18 protein-coding genes and 1 pseudogene are annotated in these 21,129 nt (G+C 47.1%); 2 read left to right on the forward strand and 17 right to left on the reverse strand.

Annotated features, from left to right (window positions below; translation table 11 throughout):
- The first annotated feature begins 29 nt into the window (after positions 1-29).
- Positions 30-737 carry an AIM24 family protein gene (locus tag ACLTL4_RS03695; protein WP_022118224.1) on the forward strand — a complete coding sequence of 236 codons (708 nt, stop codon included), beginning with the start codon at positions 30-32 and terminating at the stop codon, positions 735-737.
- Positions 738-830: 93 nt separating this feature from the next.
- Here the strand turns inward: ACLTL4_RS03695 and nifJ are convergent, their stop codons facing one another.
- From nifJ to ACLTL4_RS03765, 14 genes and pseudogenes are all read right to left on the reverse strand, one after another.
- Positions 831-4,388 (reverse strand): pyruvate:ferredoxin (flavodoxin) oxidoreductase, encoded by a 3,558-nt coding sequence (gene nifJ, locus ACLTL4_RS03700; protein ID WP_173865670.1) that lies wholly within the window; start codon positions 4,386-4,388, stop codon positions 831-833.
- Between the two features lie 253 nt (positions 4,389-4,641).
- Positions 4,642-7,104 carry an Ig-like domain-containing protein gene (locus ACLTL4_RS03705; protein ID WP_412291415.1) on the reverse strand — a complete coding sequence of 821 codons (2,463 nt, stop codon included), beginning with the start codon at positions 7,102-7,104 and terminating at the stop codon, positions 4,642-4,644.
- Between the two features lie 307 nt (positions 7,105-7,411).
- Positions 7,412-7,537: pseudogene (locus ACLTL4_RS03710) on the reverse strand (hypothetical protein); the annotation flags it as partial.
- Between the two features lie 239 nt (positions 7,538-7,776).
- Positions 7,777-8,037 (reverse strand): HPr family phosphocarrier protein, encoded by a 261-nt coding sequence (locus ACLTL4_RS03715; RefSeq protein WP_022119410.1) that lies wholly within the window; start codon positions 8,035-8,037, stop codon positions 7,777-7,779.
- Positions 8,038-8,238: 201 nt separating this feature from the next.
- On the reverse strand, positions 8,239-10,257 hold the full coding sequence (locus ACLTL4_RS03720; RefSeq protein WP_412291414.1) for a diguanylate cyclase: 2,019 nt from the start codon (positions 10,255-10,257) through the stop codon (positions 8,239-8,241).
- A gap of 56 nt (positions 10,258-10,313) precedes the next feature.
- Positions 10,314-10,670 (reverse strand): Hpt domain-containing protein, encoded by a 357-nt coding sequence (locus tag ACLTL4_RS03725; RefSeq protein WP_173866901.1) that lies wholly within the window; start codon positions 10,668-10,670, stop codon positions 10,314-10,316.
- A gap of 127 nt (positions 10,671-10,797) precedes the next feature.
- The gene (locus ACLTL4_RS03730; RefSeq protein ID WP_412320248.1) at positions 10,798-12,144 is read right to left on the reverse strand and encodes a polysaccharide biosynthesis tyrosine autokinase; all 1,347 of its coding nucleotides are present in this window, start codon (positions 12,142-12,144) and stop codon (positions 10,798-10,800) included.
- Positions 12,089-13,372 carry a Wzz/FepE/Etk N-terminal domain-containing protein gene (locus tag ACLTL4_RS03735; RefSeq protein WP_412320249.1) on the reverse strand — a complete coding sequence of 428 codons (1,284 nt, stop codon included), beginning with the start codon at positions 13,370-13,372 and terminating at the stop codon, positions 12,089-12,091. The genes ACLTL4_RS03730 and ACLTL4_RS03735 overlap by 56 nt, the downstream gene beginning before the upstream one ends.
- Positions 13,353-14,060 carry a hypothetical protein gene (locus ACLTL4_RS03740; protein WP_412291411.1) on the reverse strand — a complete coding sequence of 236 codons (708 nt, stop codon included), beginning with the start codon at positions 14,058-14,060 and terminating at the stop codon, positions 13,353-13,355. Before ACLTL4_RS03740 ends, ACLTL4_RS03735 begins: the two co-directional genes overlap by 20 nt.
- On the reverse strand, positions 14,057-14,296 hold the full coding sequence (locus ACLTL4_RS03745) for an LPXTG cell wall anchor domain-containing protein (RefSeq protein ID WP_022118396.1): 240 nt from the start codon (positions 14,294-14,296) through the stop codon (positions 14,057-14,059). Before ACLTL4_RS03745 ends, ACLTL4_RS03740 begins: the two co-directional genes overlap by 4 nt.
- Complete coding sequence (locus ACLTL4_RS03750) at positions 14,286-15,371, reverse strand: LCP family protein (protein WP_412291410.1); 1,086 nt, start codon at positions 15,369-15,371, stop codon at positions 14,286-14,288. Before ACLTL4_RS03750 ends, ACLTL4_RS03745 begins: the two co-directional genes overlap by 11 nt.
- A gap of 24 nt (positions 15,372-15,395) precedes the next feature.
- Complete coding sequence (gene srtB / locus ACLTL4_RS03755) at positions 15,396-16,235, reverse strand: class B sortase (RefSeq protein ID WP_412320250.1); 840 nt, start codon at positions 16,233-16,235, stop codon at positions 15,396-15,398.
- Positions 16,232-16,492: a PqqD family protein gene (locus tag ACLTL4_RS03760; RefSeq protein ID WP_022118393.1), complete on the reverse strand. Its 261-nt coding sequence runs from the start codon at positions 16,490-16,492 to the stop codon at positions 16,232-16,234. The genes srtB (ACLTL4_RS03755) and ACLTL4_RS03760 overlap by 4 nt, the downstream gene beginning before the upstream one ends.
- Before the next feature lie 26 nt (positions 16,493-16,518).
- The gene (locus ACLTL4_RS03765) at positions 16,519-17,775 is read right to left on the reverse strand and encodes a nucleotidyltransferase family protein (RefSeq protein WP_412291408.1); all 1,257 of its coding nucleotides are present in this window, start codon (positions 17,773-17,775) and stop codon (positions 16,519-16,521) included.
- A gap of 43 nt (positions 17,776-17,818) precedes the next feature.
- On the opposite strand from ACLTL4_RS03765, the gene ACLTL4_RS03770 reads away from it, so the two are divergent.
- Positions 17,819-18,004, forward strand: coding sequence for a hypothetical protein (locus ACLTL4_RS03770; RefSeq protein WP_248835754.1), 186 nt, complete (start codon positions 17,819-17,821; stop codon positions 18,002-18,004).
- A gap of 103 nt (positions 18,005-18,107) precedes the next feature.
- Here ACLTL4_RS03770 and srtB (ACLTL4_RS03775) read toward each other — a convergent pair whose 3' ends face one another.
- From srtB (ACLTL4_RS03775) to ACLTL4_RS03785, 3 genes are read right to left on the reverse strand one after another with little or no spacing between them, the layout of a single operon-like run.
- Positions 18,108-18,902 (reverse strand): class B sortase, encoded by a 795-nt coding sequence (gene srtB / locus ACLTL4_RS03775; RefSeq protein ID WP_022119039.1) that lies wholly within the window; start codon positions 18,900-18,902, stop codon positions 18,108-18,110.
- Complete coding sequence (locus ACLTL4_RS03780) at positions 18,899-20,518, reverse strand: LCP family protein (protein WP_412291407.1); 1,620 nt, start codon at positions 20,516-20,518, stop codon at positions 18,899-18,901. Before ACLTL4_RS03780 ends, srtB (ACLTL4_RS03775) begins: the two co-directional genes overlap by 4 nt.
- 4 nt (positions 20,519-20,522) lie before the next feature.
- Positions 20,523-21,125 carry an immunoglobulin-like domain-containing protein gene (locus tag ACLTL4_RS03785; protein WP_412291406.1) on the reverse strand — a complete coding sequence of 201 codons (603 nt, stop codon included), beginning with the start codon at positions 21,123-21,125 and terminating at the stop codon, positions 20,523-20,525.
- Between the last annotated feature and the right edge of the window lie 4 nt (positions 21,126-21,129).

Here is a 21,129-nt window from a genome sequence, read left to right on the forward strand (position 1 = left end):
CCGTTTCTTTTTAAGGAGGAAATCGTTTTATGTTAAATTTTGAAGTGATCAATGAACTGAGTCTGAAAGTTACCTGCACCGGAAATGATGTACTGTTCACAAAGGCCGGTGCTTTTATCGCCGGCGAAAGCCAGGGCGGAAAAAATTATCGTTTTGAAAAACTGCTGCTCGGTCCACAGAGCAACCTGATGCAGGCAGCCCTCGGTTCCCTGACAAGACGCGTCACCCGTGAAAATCTGCCTCTGATGAAAGTCACTATGAATGGCGATTCTGTCACTTATTATGCAAATCATGGACAGCATGTAGTTGTGTATAAACTTGCCCAGGGTGAAATCCTTTCAGTAGAGTCCGAGAATATTCTCGCTTTTACACAGGACTGTGATTACAGCGTCCGCTTTATCGGCTGCGGTATCTTTTCCCAGAAAGGTCTGGCAACCTCAACGCTGACCGGAGCCGGTCCGAATGCCTATGTCGCTGTGCTCTCGGACGGCAACCCAATCGCCATGGACAACACCGACAGCCATGCTACAATTTCTGTAGACCCGGATGCCGTGATCTGCTGGATGAGCCGCCGCGGATATGGCGATCCGCAGATCCGCAGTGATCTTTCCTGGAAAAACCTGATCGGGCAGGCTTCCGGAGAATCCTATGCCTATGAATGGTCCGGCAACGAACCGGTCTGCGTACTTTTGCAGCCATGTGAACGCTCCGGCGGTATCCGCGTCGGCATCGATTAAATGCAATTTTATTATTCAAGATTCACGTAAAAGACCGCAGGGCATTTCGCTCTGCGGTCTCTTTTATATTATCAGCAAATGCTGATCTTCTCATTATTCTTCTGTTTTATTTGCACCATACAGTGTGATCAGTTTGTTCAGGTATTCATAACGAGCTTTTGCTTCTGCTTCATTCTTAGCGAACAGTTTCTTAGCCTTTTCAGGGTTAGAACGCATCAGGGAGTTGTAACGAACTTCGCCGTTCAGGAATTCCTGATATTCTCCTGTCGGAGCCTTGCTGTCCAGAGTGAATGCATCTTTTCCTTCTGCTTTTGCAGCCGGATTGTAACGGAAGCAATGCCAGTAACCAGCTTTTACTGCCAGTTCTTCTTCTGTCTGAGCTTTTGCCATACCTTTCTTGATACCATGGTTGATACATGGAGCGTATGCGATGATCAGGGATGGTCCCGGATATGCTTCTGCTTCTGCGATTGCTTTTACCGTCTGGTTGAAGTCAGCACCCATGGAGATCTGTGCTACATATACATAGCCATAGCTCATTGCAATGCTTGCCATATCTTTTTTCTTCACTTCTTTACCGCCTGCTGCGAACTGTGCTACTGCACCGGTCGGAGTAGATTTGGAAGCCTGTCCACCTGTATTGGAGTAAACTTCGGTGTCGAATACCATGATGTTGATATCTTTGCCGCTTGCCAGTACATGGTCAACGCCGCCGAATCCGATATCATAAGCCCATCCGTCACCTCCGAAGATCCACTGGGATTTCTTAGCCAGGAAATCTTTGTTCTTGACGATGTCTTTGCATATATCACAGTCGATGCCTTCCAGAGCTGCTACCAGTTTGTCTGTAGCTGTTCCGTTTGTAGCACCTACGCTGTAAGTATCCAGCCATTCCTGGCAGGCTGCTTTCACTTCATCAGAAGCTTTTTCGTTTGCAGCAACAGCTTCTACTTTTGCTTTCAGTCCTTCACGGATTGCTTTCTGAGCTAACAGCATACCATAACCGAACTCTGCGTTATCTTCGAACAGTGAGTTGCTCCATGCAGGACCCTGTCCTTTTTCGTTTACGGTGTACGGTGTGGACGGTGAAGAGTTACCCCAGATAGAGGAGCATCCTGTTGCGTTTGCAATGTACATTCTGTCACCAAACAGCTGTGTAACCAGTTTTGCATACGGTGTCTCACCACAACCTGCACAGGCACCTGAGAACTCAAGCAGCGGCTGTTTGAACTGAGAACCTTTTACCGTATTTTCTTTGAATTTTTCTACCACATCTGCTTTTGCAGGCAGTTTTGTTGCATAGTCGAAGTATTTCTGTTCGCCGGCATTTGCTTCCATGTTTTCCATAGCCAGTGCTTTTGCACCTTTCTTGCCCGGGCAGACATTTGCACAGGAACCACATCCGGTACAGTCGTAAGCGGATACAGTCATTGTGAATTTATATTCTTTCATACCGGTCATCGGCAGAGTCTTCAGTCCTTCCGGAGCTGCAGCAACCTCTTCGTCAGTCAGTGCTACCGGACGGATAACAGCGTGCGGACAAACGTATGCACAGCGGTTACACTGGATACAGTTTTCCGGATTCCATACAGGAACGTTTACTGCGATACCACGTTTTTCGAATGCAGCTGCACCGGATGGTGTCGTACCGTCTACATAATCTTTGAATGCAGATACAGGCAGTGTATTACCTTCCTGAGCATTTACTTTGTTCTGGATGTTGTTTACGAAATCTACTACGTCCTGACGGTCGCCTGTTGCAACTTTGGTATCCAGACCTTCGTCCTGTGCGTCTTTCCAGCTTTCCGGAACGTTTACTTCAACGATCTGTTTTGCACCTTCATCGATAGCTGCCCAGTTCTTCTGAACGACATCATCACCCTTACGTCCGTAAGTTGCTTTTGCTGCTGCTTTCATCAGCTCGATCGCACTTTCTTCCGGAATGATGTTTGCCAGTTTAAAGAATGCAGACTGCAGGATGGTATTGATACGAGTCGGACCCATGCCTGTCTCAATACCGATCTTAACACCATCAATGATGTAGAATTTGATGTTGTGCTTTGCGATGTATGCTTTTACCTGACCCGGCAGATGTTTTTCCAGACCTTCCATATCCCATGGGCAGTTCAGCAGGAATGTACCGCCGTCAACCAGTTCCTGAACCATGTTGTATTTACGAACATAGGAAGGATTGTGGCATGCTACAAAGTTTGCTTTTTTGATCAGGTAGGTAGATTTGATCGGTTTCTTACCGAAACGCAGGTGAGACATGGTAACACCGCCGGATTTCTTTGAGTCATAGTCAAAGTAAGCCTGAGCGTACATATCTGTGTTGTCACCGATGATCTTGATGGAGTTCTTGTTTGCTCCAACGGTACCGTCTGCTCCCAATCCCCAGAACTTGCAGTTGATGGTTCCTTCCGGAGTTGTGATCAGCTGCTCGCCCAGCGGCAGAGACAGATTGGTAACGTCATCTTCGATACCGATCGTGAATACTTTCTTTTCTGTGTTGTTGTATACAGCAACGATCTGAGTAGGTGTTGTATCTTTGGAACCAAGTCCGTAACGTCCTGAATATACAGGAACTGCATCGAATTTGGAACCTTTCAGAGCTGCTACTACATCCAGGTACAGCGGTTCGCCCATAGCACCCGGCTCTTTTGTTCTGTCAAGAACCGTGATCTGTTTTACAGATTCCGGAATTGCATCGATCAGTGCTTCTGCACAGAACGGTCTGTACAGACGAACTTTTACGACACCGACTTTTTCGCCGGCAGCCATCAGGTAATCGATGGTCTCTTCGATGGTATCATTTACAGATCCCATAGCTACGATTACTTTTTCTGCATCAGCAGCACCGTAGTAGTTGAACAGTTTGTAGTTTGTACCGATCTTTGCATTTACTTTGTCCATGTATTCCTGAACGATAGCCGGCATTGCATCGTAGTAAGGGTTGCAAGCCTCTCTTGCCTGGAAAAAGATGTCCGGGTTCTGTGCAGAACCTCTCTGGCAAGGATGGTTCGGGTTCAGTGCATGTTTACGGAATGCATCGATTGCATCCATATCTGCCATATCTTTCAGATCTTCGTAATCCCATGTTTCAATTTTCTGGATCTCGTGAGATGTACGGAAACCATCGAAGAAGTTGATGAACGGGATACGTCCTTTGATTGCTGCCAGATGAGCAACCGGAGTCAGGTCCATAACTTCCTGTACACTGGATTCGCAGAGCATTGCACATCCAGTCTGACGACAGGCATAGATATCGGAATGATCACCGAAGATTGACAGTGCGTGGCTTGCCAGTGCACGTGCAGAAACGTTGAATACGCCCGGCAGCTGCTCGCCTGCGATCTTGTACAGGTTCGGGATCATCAGAAGAAGACCCTGAGAAGCTGTGTAAGTAGTTGTCAGAGCACCTGCTGCCAGAGATCCGTGTACAGTACCTGCTGCACCTGCCTCAGACTGCATCTCTGTTACCTGAACTTCCTGTCCGAAAATATTTTTTCTTCCCTGAGTTGCCCATTCATCTGTTGCCTCCGCCATAACAGATGAAGGTGTGATAGGATAGATAGCTGCAACATCTGTATATGCATAAGAAGCATGAGCTGCTGCATGGTTACCATCCATGGTCTTCATTTTTCTAGCCATTTTATTATACCTCCTTAAAATGATGCTGGATAAAAAGATTCCTTTTGCGGAATTCAATTAGTATCCTTATTGAAAAAAATTACTAATCTGTTGTTACCCATATATTTTTACTATAGCACAACAAAAAGAAAATGTCCATTTCCGAAACGACGGAAACAGACTCTTTTCTTGTATTTTTTGCTGTACATTCCAGCTCTTTTTTCAGTTTTATTATACTCTTTTTACAATTTTCAGTTCAATTTCATCAATACGTTTACTTGACTGTAAGTTTCAGTCTTGCTTTCTTTCCATTGTAAAGTTTCACAGTGATCACTGTACTTCCTTTCCGGATGGCTTTCACGTTTCCCTTTGCATCCACCGTGGCAATTTTTTTCCTGCTGCTGTTGTATCGGATGCCGAATGCGGCACTTCCGGACGGAAGTTTCACCCTGAGCCGGAGGGTTTTTCCTTTTTTCAGTGTCCTGTTTTTTGCACCGATCGTAACCTTCTTTGGTGCCTGTCTGACCGTCACTTTGATGCGGCAGGTCTTCTGGTTTGCAGTTGTGACCGTGATCACGGCATTTCCTTTTTTCTTTGCCCGGATCACACCGCCCTGTGTGACACTTGCCACTTTGTTGTTGCTGCTTTTGTAAGTCACACGTTGATCTGCGGCATCAGCAGGTGTGATCACCGGATTTAAACGAACACTTTCTCTGACTCCGATCACGATTTTGGCACCGTTCTTTTCCTGACCGGAAAAAGCAGAACGGCTGACAAGAGAAATACTCTGCACTTCCTTTTTCTCCGTGCTTTCTGTATGATTTCCGGCCGGATCTTTCTTTTCGGTTTCTTTTCCGGTATTCGGATTCGGTGCTTCCGTAGACGGCTGCTGCGTTTCTGTTTCTCTTTCTGTTTCGGATTCGCTCTCCGTTTCGGTTTCCGAACTTCCGCCCTCTGCAAGTTTTACTTCCTTTTCCAGTGTTTTGCTGCCTGATGCATCTTCTGCCGTTACCACTGCAGTGTAAGTACCTGCTTTCACTTTATTGCCCTTTTCATCACGGCAGTCCCACCAGAAATAAGCACGGCACTGATACTCTCCCGTGCCGTCCGGCTGCACGATCTCTGCCATTTCCTGATCCGCAAGCACACGCACGGTGTTTCCGTCTGCATCCAGGATCCTGCAGCTCATAAGCGGTATCGGAAATTCCGGTACCGCATCGCTGCCTTCTTCGGAAACATAAAATCCAAAATCTGCCAGAAGTTCCCATTCCTCTTCAGAAGAAAGTGCATGTTCTTCCGCTGCCGACAGCGTCATATCATTGATACGAGAAGGATCCTCTGCGGAAGCCGCAAATGGTATGATATAAGAAAAATCTGAGCCTTCTGTGCGGATCATGCAGGCAAAATAGCCGGAATAATATCTGGTCTGCTCATCTCCGACTGTTATTTCAAAACTGCCTTTTCCCTGTTTCAGTGAAATTCCGGATTTTCCATTCACTTTCTCCACACCGGCATCTTTCTCAAAATCAGGAAGTCCTTCCGGATCGTAAACGGTAAACAAAAGCTGCTGCAGGCCCCATGCAGACCCTGCATAATACCAGGCAGCCTCTGCATTCAGCGTTTCTCTTGCCTGATAAGATATCTGAAGTTTCGGCGTTCCATCTTCTGCATAATGCAGAACTGCTTTCTCAAAAGATGCCTTCTCTGCTTTCTGTGCCGCCGGCAGGAACACCTCCTGATTGTCTGACGGATACATCCGCATATGGTTTGCAACACAATGGTTCTGCGTGAAACGTTTGATCTCGTTAAAGGTGATCTCTCCGTCCCCGTCATAATCCGCCGGTGCCGTGCCGATCGTGGCATCCTCAAAATCAACGTCCGTCTCTGCAAGTTCTGCATGGATGCCGTTTCCATAGACCAGCGATCCGGTAAACACACCGTAGGCGGAGGCCTGTTTCGGTTCTGTACGTTCTGCAGATGCTTCCTCATTTTCGCTTCCGCCGTCTCCGATATCGCTGTTATCACCTCGGATCACCTGATTGGAAAGTTCGTCATCTGCCGCTGCCATCAGAAGACGGAAACGGCTGCTGTTTAACACCGTCCGACTCTGAAATCCCTGATTTTCTTTTTCTGCCTGTGCAAAACCTTCCGTAAACTGATCGACAAAAGTTTCTGCTGCCTCATCCCGGCTGACTGTGTTTTTAAGAAGACTCTGCAGCCCAATGCTCCTGGTCTGCGAACCCATCGTGCCGCTGTAACAGCAGTCCATGATCAGCACATTTTTCCCTTCGATACCTGCAAAACAGTCATAGAGATCCTGCGGCGTCACAACATTCTCACGGCTTCTTCCCATTTCCAGACAGAGTCCATCCTGCTGTCCGTGCCCGGAATAATAAAAATAATTGACATCGTCCGCATCCGAATCTGCAAATGCAGTCTGAATCGCCTTCTTTAATTCACTTTTTGTTTTCGTTTTCTCTTCCGTGGTAATGGAAATATTCTGTCCGCCATATGCATTCTGTAACATACGGCTTACATTCACTCCGTCATTCTGCGGTCCCGGTGTCAGATCATACTCCGTTCCTTCGTAGTCACCGCGTGTGACCAGCAACGCTCTTGACTGCACCTGGGATGCGGCATCTGCTGCATGGCTCTGCATTTCAAATGCTCCCAGTGCCAGAAACAGGCATCCTGCTCCCAGTGCCGCTTTTTTTAATCTTTCTTCTATACTTTTCATTTCTGCCTCCCTCATCGCTTTGTCGGATCAACATACATTTTGATTGGTTTAACCCTGGTATTACAAAAAAGGAGAAATTTCCCTATTTCGCTGAAAATTTCTCCTTTTTTTGACTATTTCACCACGAAACCCTTCGTGATTTTATTATATAAAGTTTTTCCCGTTTGGTCAACCAGAATAACGCAGTGCGTCGATCGGATGTTTTCTGGCGGCTTTCCACGCCAGAGTATTCGTCACGCTCTCCATCGTTTCCATAACAGCTGACTGGTTGACGATCGTAAAGGCATCTTCGTCATTTCCGAATCGCTCCGTCTGCGATTGACACCAGTACGATCAGAGACGCCACACCGATGATGATGCCAAGCATCGTCAGAAAGGAACGCATCTTGTTCGATGCGATGGAATTCCATGCCATTTTTATTGACTGAAAGATCATTCCATCACCTCCCGGACATGCCCGTCAAAAATCGCAATACGGCGTTCTGCCTGAAGTGCCACGCGATCCATGGCTTCTTTCACCCGCCTTTTGCACTCTGGTGCCGGAACCCCCAAAAAAACTGCTGCTTGCGACTTTTTCCTGCCACTAAAAAAGAAGCACAACCGTCTCCGGCCATGCCTCTTTCATTATACTTTTTAAAATCACTCTGTCAGTCTCCCTGACGGCAGTAACTCTTACAGATTTTCTTTGAAGAATTTCTCCATAGCTTCTGCTGCTGCATCTTCATCCGCACCTTCACAGGTAACGGTTACTTCTGCACCCTGCTTAACGCCCATGCTCATGATTGCCATGATTCTCTTAACGTCAGCTTTTTTGCCGTTGCTGCTGATCTCGATCGTTGTGTCTTTGAATGCTGCTGCAGCTTTTACAAGCAGACCTGCCGGTCTTGCATGGATACCCATTGAATCCTGAATTGTGTAAGTAAACTGTTTCATCAAAAATCCCACCTTTTCGTTTTGTTGTATAAATCGTTCATCACCTGCCAGATCTGCCTTGGACAGTTCCTCCTGATGTATTGCGACTACTGACGCAATCATATCAAAATTTGCATCAAAAGTCAAGGCAGAGCAGCTTTTTTGGAACAGCCGCACAGCAGCGTCATTCCAGGGCAGAGCAACAGTACTGCCCTCTTTTTCTCAGCCCAGCACCGTCGTCTCCATGATCTGATCGTGTACCTTTCGCTCCTGATTCTCTTCTTCGCTCTGATTTTCTACATTCTGAAACTCTTCATCGATACGGTCCTGAATATCCTGCAGACACTCCAGCAGCAGAGGATTAAACTGTCCGCACTCACCGTTCAGGATCATTTCCACTGCTTTTTTATGCGAATATGCCTTTTTGTAGACACGTTCGCTTACCAGTGCATCATAGACATCTGCGATCGATACAACCTGGACTTCGATCGGGATCTCTTCGCCCTTCAGTCCGTCCGGATAGCCCCTGCCGTCATAACGCTCATGATGCCATCTGCAGATTTGCATGGCCAGCTGCACCAGTTCTTCATTCTGATAAATACCGACGTTTTTCAGGATAGACTCTCCGATGATCGTGTGCTTTTTCATCTCATCAAACTCTTCCGGTGTCAGTCTGCCCGGTTTATTGAGGATCTTGTCATCGATGCCGATCTTGCCGATGTCATGCAGTGCAGAAGCCGTCGTGATCAGAGAACGCCTCTGTGCCGATATCTGATATTTATCCGTCTTCTGTACCAGACGCTCCAGAAGCAGTTCTGATAAAATATTGATATGTAATACATGAAGTCCGCTCTCACCGTTTCGAAATTCTACGATCTGGCTTAGGATACTGATCATCATCTGGTTGTTCTTTTCTTTTTCGTAGATCTGATCGGTAACCAGCGTCACCAGTTTTCTTTGTTTTGCATACAGTTTGATTGTATTATATACCCTCTGATATACTACTTTTGCATCAAACGGACGGTTGATATAATCTGATACGCCAAGCTCATAAGCACGCCGGATATAAGGTTCTGAATCCTCACTGGAGATCATAATGACCGGAATGTCCTCGATCCAGCGGTTATGTACCATCATATCCAGCACTTCAAATCCATCCACAACCGGCATTACGATATCAAGCAGCACCAGGGAAATCCCCATGCCGTACTGCTGCAGGATATCCAGACATTCTTTTCCGTTTTCTGCCTCCAGAATATCAAAATCCTTTTTCAGCATCTCTGAAAGAATGGCACGGTTCATCTCCGAGTCATCCACGATCAGAATCTGCTGCCGTGCCTTTCTGTTTGCCACTCCCGGTGCAACATAGGAGGCATTATCTTCCGTAACAACCATATTTTTATGCTCTTTTGCCTGATACATCAGTTTATCTGCCTGCATAACTGCATGCTCGACCGTCTCTTTTGAGGATATCACTCCGCCGATACTGACCGAAAGCTGAAGCTTTGGAAATCCCGGTACGTTTGCAGCATGGATATCACTCTGGATCTGGACCAGTTTATTGAAAAAATTTTCTTTTTTGATGTTCTCCAGAATCAGAATAAACTCATCTCCACCGTAACGGATCAGGATATCCGTCTTGCGGATACAGTGTTTAACTGTCTTTACCATCGTTCTGAGTGCGGCATCTCCCACACTGTGGCCGAGCGTATCGTTGCACAGTTTGAAGTCATCCATATCAATGACAGCCACCCCGGCATTTTCATTCTTTTTTTTGATCTGCTCTTCAAAATAGCGACGGTTATATACACCGGTCAGTGCATCTTTATACAATCTCTGATCATACTCGATCAGCTGATTGACCAGCTTTTCACAGCCACGGGAATCCACCAGCGTATCCATGTCCATGTATTTGACAAGCTCCATCACGCAGTCTCTTCCGTCTACTTTTATGTATCTGGAAGTGACCTGATAAAGCTCATCCTCGATAAATTCAAGCTTGGTCTTCTGTGTCCGCTGATACAGTGCCTGCAGGGAAGTGCAGTTTTCACACGGATGGTCTTTATTCCATATTTCATAGCACTCACTTTTCTCTTTTTCGTCTTTACAGTCCAGCTTGCATCTCTTATGCATCTGCTCCAGATGTTCTCCATCCAGCAGCCGCACAACGGTAAAGACTTTCTTGAAAAGCTGCATTTCGTCTTCTGCCTGCTGCCTTGTTATACCGTTTGCCGATTCCATAAGTTCATCTCCTCACTGCAATTTTCTCTTTCGCATCCGATCTTCTTCCGATCTTTTTAAAGTTCTGATTCGTACTGCTTTAATACAGCAGTCAGGGCATGGTATTCTTTTTCAACCTGTTCAAAGAGCTCTTCGCTCTCTTCGATCTCTCTGCCTCGCAGTTTCTCTGTCAGCTCTGCACTTACGTTATAAAGCCGGTCAAATCCCAGGTTGATGCATACGCCTTTCAGCGTGTGAGCTGCACGGAAAGCTCTTTCTCCGTCTTTTGCTTCCAGGGCATTTTTCAGATCCGAAAAACTGCCGTCCTTTAAAAACTTCAGTGCAAATCTCTGGATCATCGCTTCGCTGCCAAATCTTTTCAAAATACTTTCGTAATCAGACCCGGTCTTTTCGTAACATTCTCTTATTGTCATGTCTTTCCTCTCTTCTTGCAGAATCGAAGAAAGCGGATATTTCATCCGCTCCTTAGATCTATCTTAAGTAACTGTTATCTTATTCCATACTTTTCATTATATAAGAAACCGTTCCCATTGTCCACTGCTATTTGTGTTCGGTCTGATTTAAAATGCACCCTGCAAACTCCATCCCGGCTTCGGAAAGTTCTCTTATTCCTTCCGTCAGGATCCTTACATCAGCAAAATCCTGTCTTACAACAAAAACACCTCCGTCCACGCAGGAAGCAAGCATTGCCGCATCCGACAAAATCCCGGCCGGCGGTGTGTCCACGATCACCAGATCTGCCTCCTTTTCCAGCTGTTTTATGATCTCTGCGATTTTCCCTGTTCCAAGGATCTGCTGCGTGGATGACAGGCTTTTCGTTCCTGCAATGACATAGAGCTGTGTATCCCGACAGCGGATTTTTACCTCCTCTGCCGTTCTCTGCCCGGTCAGGACTTCATACGCCCCTTCCGTACCAGAATCCAGCTGAATCGTCCGGCAAACAGCCGGTTTTCTTAAGTCCGCATCGAGCAGAAGTACCGAATAGCCTTTCTTTTCCAGCCCCAGTGCCAGATTGCAGGCAACGGTGGTCTTTCCTTCCCCGGCAACGGCACTGGTGACAAGAAGCGTATGCATGTTTTTCTTTTTCAGCTCCTTTTCCAGTCTTGCACAGATGGCATACCGGGCATCTAAAAAGGCAGCCGATCTCTTTTTTGCCCTGGTTTTCGGAAGACTTCCCAGATAATGGATCTGCGTCAGTCTCTGCAGATCTTCCCGGTTTTTGACGGTCTTTTTCGCCATGGCACCAAAAAGCACGATCAGAATAAAAAGCAGGCTTCCACCCGCTGCCCCTTCAAGAGCTGCCCTTCGACCATCCGGAATGTTGTCCGGCTGATGCGGCACACCGGATTCATCCAGAAGCTCCATCTTCAATACACCGGTCACCGGATGCAGGATTTCCGGGTAACATGCCAGCACTGCCTGCAGAAGTTCATACGCCCTGCCGGCACTTGCAGCCCTTGCCCGGATCGTAATCAGATTAGTATCTTGAACCACCGATGCATCGATACTTCCCGGCATGGTCTTTGTCCCCATCTTTTCACATACTTTTTCCCGCAGTACATCGCTCGTTAAAATATAAGGAAACACAACGCCGATCTGTTCTGCTACTTTCTGCTCATAGTTTTTATTTCCCGCATAGACAGAATCACTGCTCACCGCATAAGCAGCAAATGCAGTATAGACCGGCTGATAAGTTTTTTTCACAAGAAAAGAACAGGCAGCTGCCCCGATCCCTGCAAGAAGCAGCAAAAGCCACCAGAAGCGTCTGCCCTGTTTCCACATCGTCTCTGCCAGAGAGGTAAGGTCGATCCTTCCATCCTCCAATCTCATCTCACCGTTCATAATGTCCTCCATATCTGCCGTAATGATATGCATACTGATAGCCATAAGAGGCCATCGGTCTTAAAAATTCCACATGTGCATTGTTGTAGACACAGCCAAGATTTTTCTCTCCCTGTGCATTTAAAAGATCCAGTGCCGCATTCAGATCTTTCGCCTGTGCCCGGTGCTCTGCAACAACCAGAAGTGACGCATCCGCCATCTGTGCCATCTCCTCCGTATCCGCATTCTGCAAAAACGGCGGCGTATCGATGATCACATAATCATTCTCTTTTTTCAGGTTCTCCAACAATTTCTGAAAATTTTCTATTTTCAAATGTCCTTCTTCATCGGCAAGCCAGGACGCATTCTGCTTCCGGAAATCTGCATTTAACAGAAAAACCTTCTCTTTTCGCATCGAAAGTGCCAGTGCCAGATTTTCCGCCACGGTCGATCTGCCCTCTTTTTCCAGCACACTGGTCACAAGCAGTGTCTGTGCCTTTCGCTCCTCCATCTTTTTCTGGACATGCTGTGTCAGTTTTTGCAGGGATTCCATATAGCGGAAGCTGATTAGCGGATCGTCTATGCGGATGTCAGTCCGTTTTTTTCTGTTCCGCTCATGCCAGAGCGTACCAAGACGTCTCGCCTCCAGCTTCTGTTCAATGTCTTCCTCCGTGCGGATCGTATCCTTCAGCCAGGACAGCCCGCCGAAGATCAGTACCCAGCATGCTGCCGCAGCCAGAAATGCTTTGATCATGATATTTCGCCGCTCAAACGGCTGATCCGGCGTAAGCGGAACCTTCGGTGCCTTTAAGATCTCCAGGATTGCATTACCTGTCATATAGTCCGATACCAGGCTGTAATTTTTCAAAATAGACTGCATCAGTTTAAAGCAAAGCTCCGGTGAGGCCGCAGTGACCGCCAGATTGATCAGATTCGTTCCCTCCACCGCCTCTGCCGATGCACTGCCTGCAAAATCCGCAAGATGTATCTCTTCTGCGACTTTTTTCTGTAAAATACTGCTGTTTAAAATCTGTTCAAAATGCTCTGCCATAACCTGTGCCGAACTTTCATTGTCATAGACATTATTCGGAAGTCCCTTTTTTGTCACATAAAGTGTCGCCTGGGAAGTGTAAGATGGCTGATAGTGCCACTGCATCACAGCTGCCGCAAGCAATGCTGCCGAAACGGCAAAACAGAAAATCACCAGCCACTGCCGCAGAACATCCGTCAGAACCGTATACGACAGTGCCCTGTCCACTCCATCCATCCTGTACTCACCCCGCCTTTGTTCCATTTTCTGCTCCTTCCGTCTCTTTCTGCCCTGTTTCTTCTGTCGCTTTTTCTGTCAGATTGGTCCTTTCCATCTGTTTTTCTGCTTCTGCACGCTTTGTCCTCTCCGTCTGCTGTCTGTAATCCACCATCTCAAGCGTGACCGGAACCGTCACCATATCACCGCAGCTGTTTGTCACCTGCAGCCAGATCTCATATTCTCCGGCGATATTCAGGAAAAACACCGAATCCCCCGTGATCTCCACCTTATTTGAGATATCTCCGTCGATGCAGTCTGTCGCATAGACACTATCCAGAATATCCTGTGTCCCAACCGGGAAAGAAAATGGCTTTGCACAGGAGATTTTCGGCGAATGATAGTCCGTGTAGATCAGCTGTCTGGATGCTTTCGCAACGTGGCCGTCCCGGTCAAATGCTGCATAGGAGATCAGTCTGCGTCCTTTTTCCAGAAAAGTCGATACACTCTCGATCACCAGAGAATCCGTGATATCGCCGTCTTTTTCATCATAAGCTGTGATTCCCTTTTTCCATACTTTCTCCGGATCTTTGACACTCACCTGGATCTCATCCTGATCCATGGATATTTTCGGTATGGTTTGGTCTGTTTTTCGTCGGATCTGGTTCTGATTCAGTGCATAGACCGCCACTGAGAGCAGAAAAAGTGTGATCGCAAACCACCTTAATTTTTTCATTCCGTCTTCTCTTTCCGTTTCCGGTCTGCAAAAACGGCTGCCGATGCCGATACACAGGCAAGCAGAAGAGCCACAGACTCTCCCGTACCTTCTCCTGTTTTCGGTGAAACGGCCGTCTTTGTCACCGTACTTCTTCTTACATTCTCACTGCCAGGACTTATCACTGCCGCCTGGACCGGAAGTGCCAGCATACCGGACAGCAAAACTGCCGTGATCCAAAGTTTTTTATTTTTCATGATCCTTCCCCGCCTTTCGATAAAACACCTCTAAAACCATCTCATACATTGCCTGCTCATCCACATGAAATTCCGCATAAGTCTCTCCCATGGATGCTTCTCCTTTGATGCTTAAAATACCGGCATCCTGAAAACCGCCTCGAAAAAGCAGGGTTCCAAGATACGTCACTTCGGCTGCTGAAAGATTCGTGACTGAAAAATCCTTGATTTTCTGATACAGAGTCAACAAAAAAAGCGGATTCTTTCGAAACTGCTCTGCCGCTTTTCCTCCAAAAGCTGCAAGATACTGCTTCTGCCGCTCGATGCGGTCACTGTTGGCATCCGCTGTCGCTTCCTTTTCTTTCACCAGACGACTTCGCACATACCACTGTGCCTGCTCTCCGGTCAGCACCTTTCTCTCTCCTTCTTTCAGGGACGGATCCTGGATCGTCAGATCTTTGGTGACCGTCACCTCCACACCGCCGACTGCATCCGTCAGCACTGCAATGGCATCCAGATCCAGTGCCGCATACGCTGCGACCGGCATCCCGTAAAACAGCCTGGAAACGGCTCTCACCGTATTCTCACAGCTCTTCTCCTTTCCGTCCCCGTACGTGTAGGCAAGACAGAGCTGCAGCTTTTCCGTTCCGATAAAATTTCCAAGGTCTGAATAGACGTTGACATCCGTCATCGTATCTCGTGAGATCGCGATCAGGCGGCTCTTTCCGGTTTTCGTATCCAGCACAAGAAGAAAAAGTGCATCTGCCTGACCTGCCTTTCCATCTCCGACCGTGCCGCCCTCTTCAAACGCTTCCTTATCTACCCCAAGAAAAAGGATCGACACCAGATCTTCGTTGTACACATACTTCTCTCCCTGATATGTGACCTCCTTTCCCTGTTCGCATGCGATCTTTGCCCTGTCGTCTCCGCTTTGCTTTTCTTCCGGCAGATTTTCCGTTTCCACCGACACATTGCGAAACAGTGCCTCTTTCCCCCTCATACGAAATCCCTGAAAAAGTGCCACGATCGCCAGAATGATCACCAAAACGGCCGCCACATTTCGCATCACCCTGCCCGCTCTTTTTTCCGTCTGCATATTCCCACACCTTCTTTCTCTTTTTTACTGCCTGGTTTTTTCTTTTTTTCTCAGAACAGCCTGCACCAGGTAACGTCCGTCTGCCTGATCAGATGTGCAGGTACTCAGGGTCACAAATTTATCTTTTGCTGTCACCTTTACATCCTCTCTTGTATTCTGTCCCATGGAAATCCCGGCAAACACTTCTCTGATATACGCCCTTCGCCCCTTTTTCTTTGAAAAATCAAATGCCCCGAGCAGATGCGTATCATCAAAGCGGTACGCCGCAAAAATTTCATATGTCAGCCGGTAGCCCGGCAAATAAATAAAAAATTCCGGATGTTCCGCAAAAAATGTTTCATCCTCAAAAAAATGAAGATTCTGGAACATCGAGCCGTCTCTCATGTTGTGCCCGTAAAGCACGGTCATCGGATCTTTAAAATCCCTGCTGTTTGCCTCTTCCGTATAAATACTTCCGGCAAACGCATATCTTCCGCTGCTGTTGTGCCTCAAATAATAAGTGTCATCTTCTTCTCTTTGCAGCACCGGATAATCAATCTGCGTATCCGGTATCCGAATCCAGGCATAAATATCCGGATTGATGCTCGAAAGCTCTGCAAAATCGATGCCTTCCGGCCCGTCATCCCCGGCTTCGGACTCACGTTCCATTCCCTTTGCTGCCTTATTTTTTTCTTTTCCCTGCTGCCCGTTTTTTGTCCCCACTGCGAACGCTTCCGCCGCATCCCGCAGTCTTTCATACGACTGTTCTGTCACCAGATTGCTGCAGAACCTCACGCCTGCATAAGAGGCAGACACAATCGTGACCATAAGTGCCAGATAAAACAGCACACCCCAGAATCGATGCGTCCCTTTCTTATCCCTCATTCCAAAACGCCCGCTTTTGCAAGATATGTAAGAAATTGACCGATATCCAGACGTGCCTGTTCTTCTGACACTTCATATTCTTGCAGAACCTCCTGTACCAGCTCTTCCCTCGTCCTGTTTTTTTCCATATGTTTCCACAGAAACGCCCCGCTCTCATTCAAGGTCACCAGACCGTTAAAAGTAAGAGCCGTATTTCCCACCGGCACCAGGATGTTTTCCCCTGCTACTTTCCGCAATACAAATCTCTTCGCCTCCATATTTCACTCACTTTCCCTTGTTGTATTCATCTTCTCTTTTCCCCGAAAATCCCATATTCTCTTAAAATCTCTTTCCTTTTTCTTCCAGTCTTAACGATTTCTTTTACCGATCCTAAAACCGGACCTTCTCTGAGATATCCACAGAGCCTCTGCCCCCAGGCAAACGGCAGAAGATATGGATGCTTTTTCAGGTACGGAAAACGCCACAGAAGATTCTTTACAGGCGGAAATGCCATGTAAAACAGATCGGGGAATATGCCTGACAGTCCTCTTTTTTCCGCCGCATGCAGCGTAAGGGTGCCACTGTGCAGGCGACTCCTTGTCCCTTTTCCATGAATGCCGGAGTGCAGGATATCTTCCATCAGTCTTTCCGTATCCAGTTTCATACTATGCACACCTTCCGGAAAATAGAACTGTTTTTCTTCAAAACCAAGATACTGCACACCAAGGCGAAAAATCGCCTCTGCAAACAGGATACCATCCGTCATCCGGATGCGATCCCAGAAAATCTCCCAATCAATCTCCTTCTCGTAATACTCGGCAAACAGCAGAATATCGCAGATCTGCCGTATCCCGACTCCGGAAGCAAGCAGATGTTTTCTGGCATGGCAGAACTGAAAAAACAGATGATCCGTCGGCTGCGGCATATTGATTTTTACACCTTCTGTCTCTCTTTCGATCGCCTGTTTATGGATCTCATCAAAAAATCCATTCCATCCAATACACCATTTTTCATTTTCCGGAAACAGCATCCGGTGCAGCTCGATCACCAGAAAGCCGCCTGTTTTTTTATAAGCCGTCTCATAGTTCTCGGTGCCAGTCTCAGGATTTAACTGCTGCATTCCATATAAAAACATCGCTTCCTGACAGGCCTCAAACTGCTCTTTTGGTATCAGCAGATCCTCATCAGCAGAAAGCCTCGCATCCGGATTCGGATACAGACTGCGGCAGACGATTCCTTTTACCGCCAGCGGCTTTACACCCATCTGTTGTAAATGAGCGTACAACTCCAGAAATTCTTCGGTCATCGTCCTCTGAAGTGCCATCAGCCGCAGACTCTTTTCCCGCACTTTTGCAAACATCACACGATCCGCCAAAGCCGCTGCCCGGCACTCCGCCACCGCCTCATAAACCAGCGGCAGCACATGATGCATGTCCGCCAGGGCAAAAACCTCTGACCACTCCTGCACGGAACGCTCCTTCCAGTCCACCCGCTGCCCGCGGATCCCCGCACGCAGTGCCTCCAGAAAAAGCTCCTGGTATTCCCTTGTTTTTATGAACATTTCAGTCCTCCCTGTAATTCAGAAAACATTTCTGATATTTTCATTGCAAAATCCTGCCGAGGCATCTTTTGCACCCAACTATGATGCCTACGGATTGTTCCGTGCGTTGCACTCCCACAATCCGCCCCAGTATTCGCATATCGTGGGATTATCATCCCACTTTTATGCTCATATCGGGGCGGGTCCCAAGGTCTTTCATCCACCTATGAGCAAGCTCATGTGGAGTTAGACCTTTTGACCCTAGCATCATATGATGTTGGAGTCAAAAAAAGACCACATACCGTTTTGGTATATGGTCTTTTTATCTTAGTGGGAGAAGACTCCCTCTTCTTCTATTCGTGCTCTTCCTTAACCAGATATGCCTGTACCAGGTAGCGGTAATTCTTACCGGCCGCATGGCAGGTTGAGAGCGTCAAGATCTTGCTGTCCTTGTCCACCTTCGCCTTCGTGTCAATGGATGCATTCATATTTCGCTGCTCTAAAATATCTTTCAGATAAGTCTCCCTGCTTTCCTCATCTTTTCCCTGATTATAATACATCAGCACATGACGGTTGTCCGTCAGATAGGCCGCAAAAATCCGATATTTCAAGATTGAATCCGGCGTGTAGATGGTCAGATCCTTATGATCTTTCAGGAATGTCTTATCCTCGTACTTGTGCAGACCTGCAAACATCGAACCGTCTTTCATGTTATGTCCGTAAAGCACCGTCAGATAATCATCAAAATCTTTGGCGTTTTCCTTTTCCGAATAAATCGCTCCGCTGTCACTTAAACTGGTATCCGCCGCATGGTTCAGATAGTACGTATTATCCGTGCTGTCCTGTACAACCGGATAGTCGATATCCGTTCCCGGTATCGTGATCCACGCATAAATGTCCGGATTTTCCTTCTGTAAGGTCTCAAAATCCACCGGAATGTCCAGCTTCTTCTTTTTTTCCTTTGTCTTGGACTGTTCCTTCGACTCCTGCGTATCGGTCTGCCGTTTCTCGGAATTCTGCTGCTGCATTTCTTCATAAGTCTGCCTGGCATGTTCTCTTTGTGTATAAATCCGCAAAACGACTGCCGTCAGGATCACTGCCGCAGCAAACGATATCACCGCGATCACCTTCCATGTTCTTTTTTTCACTTCGACTCACCTTCTGACTGTTCTTCGGTATAGAAGGTCTGAATGATCAGATCATAAAGTGCATCATCATCTACATAAACCTCATCATAGACACTGCCCTTCTTGGATTTCGCCTTCAAAGAAACAATGCCGTCGGCAGTAAAATGCATATCCATCGCCTCCGTTGCCAGATAAACCGAACGATCCAGGCTGAGATTTGTGACCATATCATCCGTAAGACTCTGATAAAGGCCGACCGGAAGTCCCATATCTGCTTTCATCGCCTTCACCGCCTGTCCCATAAAATTCACAAGGTACTGTTTCTGACGCTCCATACGGGAATTGTTGGAAAAATCCTTTTCCGTATCTCGATAACGTGTAAACTTCAACGCCTGATCTCCTGTCAGCGTCACCGTCGCCCCCTCTGCAAAGGACGGATCAACCTGCGTCATATCTTCCGGTACCGTCACCGTTACGCCGCCAACTGCATCGTTGATCATGGCAACCGCATTCATATTCAATGCCACATAGCCATTGATCGGCATTCCATAGAACAGGTTGGAGACAGCATCCACCATGTACTGACAGCTTGTCACCTTTCCATCCCCGAAGGAATACGCAAGTCCGAGATGATTCTTTGATTTTCCAAGATAATTTCCCTTATAATCAAACGTCTTGATCTGTGTCATGGTATCTCGCGAAATACTGATCATTTTGATCTCATCTTTGCTCTTATCCATAACCATCAGAAAAATGGTATCCGCCTGACCGCTCTCACCGGAAACATCATCCTTTTCTTCGATCGTATCACTCTCCTGATCAATGCCCATGACCAGCATCGTCACCAGATCGTGATTATAGCGGTAAGCCTTGCCATTGTACCAGATCACATCCGGGTCGGAAGAAACCTTTGCATCACTTCCGTCAGTGTTTTTTGAAATCATCTGATTTTCTGCCACACTGATGTTCTCATCCATATGTTCCTGTCCGGTCGTACGCAGTACATGATAAGCTCCGAACGCCGCCGTTTCCAGAAGCATCAACACGATCAGAATACTCAGCATCAGACGCATGGCATAAGAGAACGCACTTTTCCTGGAAAACGCATATTTCCAAACGATCACAAACACAATACCAATACCGGCACCGATCGTATGAAAGAGCAGATTCCCCAGATCAAAAACTCCCGTCTTTAAGACAAGCTGGAGTATTTCCACACAAAGTGCTAATGCAAACGACGCACCCATACTCTTCGCAGCCTGATACTTTCCTTTCATCAGGATCATGATCAAAGCTCCAAGTGGAACAAAAGCGACCGTACCTGCTGCCACTTTTACCAGCGTTTCCATCACCCAGCTTCCTGTGAAGATCCCCATATCCACCGCAGAATCTCCGGTTCTCTTTCCAAGAATGGTCACCGCCAGGATCAGCAGCACATAAATCGCAAACATCAGCCACACACAGATGACCCTGCCACGCTTTCTCTTTTTTTCTCTCCAGGATGGTGTTACAAAAACGTACACAATAAGCAGAAGCAGAAAGCTTGCGGCTGCCGCCGCATATACCATGTCCGGCAGTACGCCAAGCGGAGTCGAAACTGCCTCCAGGCCTCTGCTGATACTCGTTAATACTCCCATAATCCTATCCTTTCACTACCAGTTCCAGCGTAACCGGAGCAGATACATTGCCGTCACTGTCCATCGCCGTGTAAGTCAGCGTATAAGTGCCCGGTTCATCCGTGCTGTAGTCACCGTGGACCTCAATCTGACGGAACAGAGCAGAACGATCATCGGTATCATCGGTGATCTCAGCTACCTGCGAAACCGCATCAAACGCATCGCCGACCTTGATCTCTATCTTTTTCTGCTTTAATTTCAGAACCGGCTTTGACGGATCTGCAGAGACCGAAGTCTGGGTTTCTGTCTCTTTTGTTTCCGTTTCTTTTTCCGTTTCCGATGCCATCTCTGTATCAGAAGTTTCTGTCTTTGCAGTGCTTGCTTCTGTTACTGTACTTTCGCCTGCCTGCGTTTCTTTTTCACTTACTTTCGTGCTTTTTTTCTTATTCTTTTCTGTTTCTTTCGCTGTTTCTGTCTGAAGCTCATACCCGGCAACCAGCATCGTCTGCTGATCCTCACCCTGCATCTCCAGTTTCTTCCCGATTTCTTTATAAGAGGTCGCAGCCATCATCACAGCCACTGCTGCTGTCACAACCATTGCAACGGTCAGCCATCTTTTTCTTCTCATCTGT

The sequence above is a fragment of the Hominisplanchenecus sp. genome (assembly GCF_046967715.1).
Classification (GTDB): Bacteria; Bacillota; Clostridia; order Lachnospirales; family Lachnospiraceae; genus Hominisplanchenecus; species Hominisplanchenecus faecis.